This window comes from Megasphaera sp. SC8-1, from assembly GCF_024436295.1.
In the GTDB taxonomy this organism is placed as follows: Bacteria; Bacillota; Negativicutes; order Veillonellales; family Megasphaeraceae; genus Megasphaera; species Megasphaera elsdenii.
Genome location: NZ_JANFQH010000021.1, coordinates 61,636 through 67,906, shown reverse-complemented (window position 1 = coordinate 67,906; position 6,271 = coordinate 61,636). Strand labels below are relative to the sequence as shown.

The 6,271-nt window shown below is 50.1% G+C and carries 8 protein-coding genes; 1 reads left to right on the top strand and 7 read right to left on the bottom strand.

What is annotated here, in order from left to right; genetic code table 11:
* Positions 1-149 precede the first annotated feature (149 nt).
* Positions 150-635 carry a hypothetical protein gene (locus NOS26_RS06475; protein ID WP_014015927.1) on the bottom strand — a complete coding sequence of 162 codons (486 nt, stop codon included), beginning with the start codon at positions 633-635 and terminating at the stop codon, positions 150-152.
* Between the two features lie 39 nt (positions 636-674).
* Complete coding sequence (locus NOS26_RS06470) at positions 675-1,079, bottom strand: hypothetical protein (protein WP_255917433.1); 405 nt, start codon at positions 1,077-1,079, stop codon at positions 675-677.
* 166 nt (positions 1,080-1,245) lie between these two features.
* Here NOS26_RS06470 and NOS26_RS06465 point away from each other — a divergent pair, with 166 nt between their 5' ends.
* Positions 1,246-1,656, top strand: coding sequence for an amino acid-binding protein (locus NOS26_RS06465; RefSeq protein ID WP_014015925.1), 411 nt, complete (start codon positions 1,246-1,248; stop codon positions 1,654-1,656).
* A 139-nt stretch (positions 1,657-1,795) separates the two neighbouring features.
* Here the strand turns inward: NOS26_RS06465 and NOS26_RS06460 are convergent, their stop codons facing one another.
* The 5 genes from NOS26_RS06460 to NOS26_RS06440 form a co-directional block, all read right to left on the bottom strand.
* Positions 1,796-2,830, bottom strand: coding sequence for a 3-deoxy-7-phosphoheptulonate synthase (locus tag NOS26_RS06460; protein ID WP_255917432.1), 1,035 nt, complete (start codon positions 2,828-2,830; stop codon positions 1,796-1,798).
* A 75-nt stretch (positions 2,831-2,905) separates the two neighbouring features.
* Positions 2,906-4,180, bottom strand: coding sequence for a HAMP domain-containing sensor histidine kinase (locus NOS26_RS06455; protein ID WP_255917431.1), 1,275 nt, complete (start codon positions 4,178-4,180; stop codon positions 2,906-2,908).
* A 3-nt stretch (positions 4,181-4,183) separates the two neighbouring features.
* The gene (locus NOS26_RS06450; protein WP_014015922.1) at positions 4,184-4,870 is read right to left on the bottom strand and encodes a response regulator transcription factor; all 687 of its coding nucleotides are present in this window, start codon (positions 4,868-4,870) and stop codon (positions 4,184-4,186) included.
* Positions 4,871-4,882: 12 nt separating this feature from the next.
* The gene (locus NOS26_RS06445) at positions 4,883-5,497 is read right to left on the bottom strand and encodes a GTP pyrophosphokinase family protein (RefSeq protein WP_022497101.1); all 615 of its coding nucleotides are present in this window, start codon (positions 5,495-5,497) and stop codon (positions 4,883-4,885) included.
* 112 nt (positions 5,498-5,609) lie between these two features.
* A complete protein-coding gene (locus tag NOS26_RS06440) occupies positions 5,610-6,245 on the bottom strand; it encodes a redox-sensing transcriptional repressor Rex (RefSeq protein ID WP_014015920.1) in 636 nt (211 codons plus the stop codon).
* Between the last annotated feature and the right edge of the window lie 26 nt (positions 6,246-6,271).

Below are 6,271 nucleotides of genomic sequence, written 5' to 3'. Positions count from 1 at the left end.
CAATGAAATTCCTTTAGATATATTGCAATTAAAATAGGCCATTAATTCACTTATTGAATAAGCCAAACGACTCATATATGAGAATCCCCCTTCTCATATATGAGTCATTTGGCTATCATTCAATATAAATTTTTCTACCAACAAAAAATCTAAAAACCTCTTTCTCTACACAAAGAATCAATTTCACGCCATCCCATATGACGCATAAAATTGGCTGCATAATCTACTTTTTTTTGCTCTATTAACAATGTGTATATGCCAAGCCTTTTTATTCTTTTTCCTAAATGAGTTCCTTTTTTATTTTCCTCTGCAATCATTCCCATGTAAAGAATTGAAAAAATGATATCTAAAAGTTCCGAATCTTCTTGATAAGTATATGCTATCATCGAAATTTTTTGTAATACAGACAGTTCAGCTACTTTACCGGTTAAATTATATATCTGTATAAAGTCTCCATATATCCTTTTGTAACCATATTTATTAGCATATTCTTTCAATATTGTAAAATAATCTGAATCTTTAGGCGAATACCTTCGGCCATTTCTATTCGTTAAATATACACACCAATCATCAAAATATCCGGTATCAAATGATAGATATGTTCCATTAGAAAATTCTTTAATTTTTCTTTCCATAAAAAATCGCCTTCTTAATAATTGGTTTCCCCATTTCCCCTACTCCCAGTCATCATACTGGCTGTCGTCATCGGGGTTATCCCAATTCCCGTCGTAATCGCGTTCGGCCCGTTCTCGTTCTTTGTTCCGTTCGTGGAGTTCGTGCAGGATAAGGCCTGTGCCGACGGCTGACAGGAAAGCCGCATCGTCGGCATCGAGTCGATATTTCGTCTTTACGGGTTCCTGGGCCGACTGGATTTTTTCTTTTTCAGCTGCTGCTGTCTTTTCCCGTTCTTTTTGTTCGTCCCGTTTCTGGCCGCTCCGCCGCAGGCCACAGATGATGACAAAGGTCGTCAGGGTCGCCGCGATGACGGCTTTCAAGGGGTCCGTGACGCCGAGCCACATATAGAGTTTGGCAGTGCCTGTGAGCAGTAAAAATAAGAAGATGATCAATCGAGCTGGCATAGCCCTCACCTCGTATCGTAAAAAACATAGTTCCTATGCTTTTATTATATCATGACTCGCCCATTCTGAAACGTTTAACAAATTCCATCCCCATTACAAGCCTGTCTTTTTATGGTAAAATGGGGACAACGTCACAATATTTTATCACCAAGGGGGATTTCGATTTATGCTCAATCAAGTTTCTGTATTCGCTGAAAATACTAAAGGCGCTTTGCGCAAGATGACGTCGGTCCTGGCCGATGCCAATATCAATATCTACACGATGCTGGCCAATGACAGCGCCGAATTCGGCATCATCCGTCTCATCGTCACCGACCCGGAACTGGCTGTTGCCAAATTACAGGAAGCCGGCTACCAGTGTCATGCAGACAAAGTCGTCGCCGTCGAAATGGGCGATACGCCGGGCTGCCTGGACAAGATTCTCGACAATCTCCGCCAGGCCAACATCTCCATCGATTATTTGTACATTTCCTATAATCGCCAGGCCGGCACACCGGTCGCCGTCTTCAAGACCCGCGAAATGGAAACGGAAACGTTCCTCCGCGGGAAAGGGTACACCTTGTTGGATACATTTTAAAAAAAAGGCGCTGTCGCACGTGCGACAGCGCTTTTTTAGTGGCTAGTGGTTAGTGGGTGGTCTTAAATTCAAAGAAAAGCGGGCCGCCTTATCAGGACGGCCCCTACGTTGCGTCCATAAGGCCGCTACGAACCACTAATTACAATAATTCTGCCATGTCGTAGATGAGGCGTTCCGATTTTTCCCAGCCCAGGCAGGGGTCGGTAATAGATTTACCGTAGGTCCCTTCGCTGATTTTCTGATTGCCATCTTCGATGTAGCTTTCAATCATCAAACCCTTGACCAGTTGTTTAATGTCAGCCGAGTGCTTGCGGCTATGGATGACGTCTTTGGCAATGCGTATCTGTTCCAGGTATTTCTTGCCCGAGTTGGCATGGTTGGCGTCGACGATGACGGCCGGATAGGCCAGGTCACGCTTACCATAGGCTTCGTACAGGCGCTGGAGGTTTTCATAATGATAGTTGGGCATACTGTTGCCGAAACTATCGACGTAACCGCGCAGGATGGCATGAGCCAGCGGGTTCCCCTTTGTGCGGACTTCCCAGCCGCGGAAGAGGAAGTCCTGTGTATGCTGAGCCGCTTCGATGGAGTTGAGCATGACCGAAATATCACCAGATGTCGGGTTCTTCATGCCCACAGGGATACCGACCCCACTGGCAATCATGCGATGGAATTGGTCTTCGACAGACCGGGCGCCGACGGCCGCATAGGACAAGAGGTCCGACAGGTAGCGGAAGATTTCCGGATAGAGGACTTCTTCGGCACAGGTAAAGCCCGTTTCGCGGACGACGCGGGCATTCATTTCACGGATGGCGATGATGCCGCCCAGCATGTCTTCCTTGCCTTCCGGGTCGGGCTGGTGGAGCATGCCTTTGTAGCCGACGCCGATAGTACGCGGTTTGCTGGTATAGACGCGCGGAATGATGAAAATTTTATCTTTGACCTGTTCCTGGACTTTGACCAGGCGGTGGATATAATCGAGGACGGCCGGTTCGTTATCGGCCGAGCAGGGCCCGATGATGAGCAGGAAACGGTCATCTTTTCCTGTCAGGATGTCCTTGATTTCTTCATCCCGTTTCGCCTTGATGGCTTTGACCTTGTCGTCGATGGGAAATTGTTCCATCAATTCCTGCGGTTCCGGTAATTTACGGATGTATTCCATTTGCATTTCCATTGTTATCTTCCCCCTGAATAAAAGTGATGTTGGTCACATTATATCACAGGTCAGGCGCTTTCCCTATAGGGAAAATCAGCCCAGGCGAACAGTAAACGTTATACGTTGGGCTTTATACGACACATTGATTTTACCGTCCATGAGTTTCGTCAATTCTTCGGCCATAGACAGGCCGATGCCATAGCCGGCTTTTTGGCTGTTATGGGACGTATCGCCGCGGTAGAAGCGTTCAAAGAAGCGGGAATAGTCGACATTGGCCCCATCGGCATAGGTATTGGTCACGGCGACGACAGCCCCCCTTCCCAGGCGGGGACGGCGCAGGGAAACTTGGATGTCCCCGTGGTCATCGCAGTACTTGACGGCATTGTCGACGAGGATATTGACCAGTTCATACAGGCATTTGCTGTCGCCTTTGACATGGATGCCATCGGCAATATCAGTATGCAAGGTCTTTTCCGCATCAACAGCCAGCTGCTGGAAGGATTCGGCGACAGACCGGACCGTGGCCGACAAGTCGACATCGGTAATGACTAAATCGACTTGCGAGCGTTCGCCCATCTTGGACAGCATGATCAGGTCCTGGATAAGATTGGACAGGCGGCGGACCTGCTTGAGGATGCTGTCTGTCCACTGACTCTGGCCGTTGAGCATCTCGATGGCTTCGGCATTGGCTGAAATGATGGCAATCGGCGTCTTGAGCTCATGGCCGGCGTTGGTGATGAATCGTTTCTGGTTCTCCATGTTGCGGACGAAAGGCCGGATAGCGACGTTGCACATGGCCGCCAGGATGAGGACGTAGAGGACGACACAGCCCAGGCCGAACCAGAGGGAATAGCGCATGAACGAAGAGACTGCGGCGACGTCGCGCGTGCAGTCCAGGATGACGATGAGGAAACTACCGTCGTCGTCAGGCATGATCATATAGGCATAACTGGCCCGCCCTTTCTTGAAGAATCCCTGGTTCTCCCCACTTTTCCTGGCTTCGGCAACGGTCGTCCGGGCGTACTCGATGGCTTCCTTTTCAGAAAACGAGGCGATATGCTGGATATCGATATGCTGCGCATAGCCATTGGCATTGACGAGGACGCTGAAAAAGCGTATCTGATAGGCGAATTCCGGCGTTTCTTCCGTCCATGACGGGTCGCTGAAAAAACTGCCGTCATCGCCGCCGATTTTCTGGGGCACAGCGCCGTCGTTGTGGATGATGTAGGTCAAGACCGACATGACCTGCTGATGCATACGCATGTAGGCAATGGTATTGATGAGGCCCAGGGCGCCGCCGAGGACGACGAGGACGCCGATTGTCGCCATGATGATGAATTTACGGCGCAGGCGTTTGATCATATTCATGGTCTAGACCTCCGCAGACGCTTCTTTCAAAGTCAGGACATAGTCCTGCCCTCTTTCGCCGACGATTTCGACATCGGCCTGGACGGCTTCGAGTTTTTCCCGTAAATAAGAGACATAAATAAAGACGATGCTATCGTCGACATCATCTTCGTCGCCCCATACATTGTCAAAAATCTGAGCTGTCGACAAGGTTTTGCCAACATTAGCCATAAAGAATCTCATGAGCTTCGTTTCCTTATTGGCCAGGCGGATGGAGTTGCGGCAGGCCAGTTCCTGTTCTTCCACGTCGAGTTCGACATTGCCGACGGTGAGTTTCGACGGTGTAAAGGCCGTCGACCGCCGCGTCAGAGAGCGCAGGCGGGCCAAAAGTTCCCCCATGGCGAAGGGCTTGGTCAGATAATCATCAGCACCGGCATCGAGGCCGGTAATGCGGTCGTCGATTTCGGCTTTGGCCGTCAGCATGATGACCGGCGTCATATTCCCTTTTTCACGGATTTCCTTCAAGGCCTGGACGCCGTCCTTCTTGGGCATCATGATATCGAAGATCATGCAGTCATACGACTGGGACAGGGCCTTATCGACGGCAGCCTGGCCATCATAGACGGCGTCCACTTCGTACCCGGAATGGGTCAGGATTGCCACTAAGGCAGCGGACATTTCTTTTTCATCTTCAGCTAAGAGAAGGCGCATGACAATTCCCCCTTATTCTTGTGCATGGATCAAATTGCGGATAGTCTGCATGGACACGTCGCACGATGCCAGTTCATCGGCACAGCGCTTGAGTTCCCGGACGATGAGTTCCGGATTCTTGATGTCATGCTTGTATTTCATCTGGTGTTCCAGGCTGGCCCAGGAATCCATGGCAATCGTGCGCAGCTGGACTTCAGCGTAAAAATGGCCCGGATTGGCGCCAGTCACGTCTTCATAAGGTTCTTCCAGTTCCAAAATGACGTGGTAACTGCGGTAGCCATTGGGTTTGACGTGGCGGATATAATCTTTTTCTTCGACGATGCGGACGCCGTCCAGGCTTTTGAGGAAATCAATGGCCCTGTAAATATCATCGAGGAAGCAGCAGACGATGCGGATACCGATGGCATCGCGGATATCGTGGAGCGCCGAGTAAGCCGTCTGCGGCAGGCCCTTGCGGTCGCATTTCTCCCGCATGCTGTTTTCCGACTTGATGCGGTAAATCAGATGTTCATAAGCGGCTTCGCCCGTCTTTTTCTTCATATCATCACTATAAGCCTGGATACGGCCGATAATATCATTCAGCGTCGCGTCCAAAGCCGGTCCATAGGAACCGTAGATAGAATCCATAATAGTATCACCTCATTCTATAAGTGTTGGAATGTAGGAATATTATAGCATAGAAAAAGGCTTGTCGCACGGCGACAAGCCTTTTTAGTGGTTAGCCACGAGCCACGAACCACTAATCTTTCTTATTCGTTAAATAGTACGAAATGCGGCTCAGGCCGATGGACAGGTCTTCGCGGAAGACGAAGATGCCGTCTGGTACGGTCAGGCGCAGCGGTGCAAAGGACAGGATGCCCCGGATGCCGGCAGCGACCATCTGGTCGGCGACCTGCTGGGCAACGGCTGCCGGCGTCGTAATGATGCCGATCTGGATGCCTTCGCGCTGAATGACTTCGCCCATTTCGGAAATCGGCGTGACTTCGACGCCGCCGACGTTCTGGCCGATGATACGGTGATCGACGTCGAACAAGCCTGTCGTGCGGAAGCCCAGGCGGCCGAAAGTCTTATAGTTCGCCAAGGCCCAGCCGAGATGGCCGATGCCGGCGATGCCGATTTTCCAATGCTGCTGCAGACCGATGATTTCTACGATCTGCTGGCATAATTCGCTGACGTAATAGCCTACGCCCTTTTTCCCAAAAGCGCCGAAGCAGGTCAGGTCTTTACGGATCTGTTCCGGTGTAATGCCGAGTCGTTCCCCTAATTTTTCGGATGAGATAATATCGATTCCCGCATCTTGCAATAACAGCAAGTCCCTGTAGTACAGCGGCAATCGTTCGATGACAGCATCCGATATTGCCTTTTTCTGTCTCATGGATAATACCCTCCAACTATGTCCCA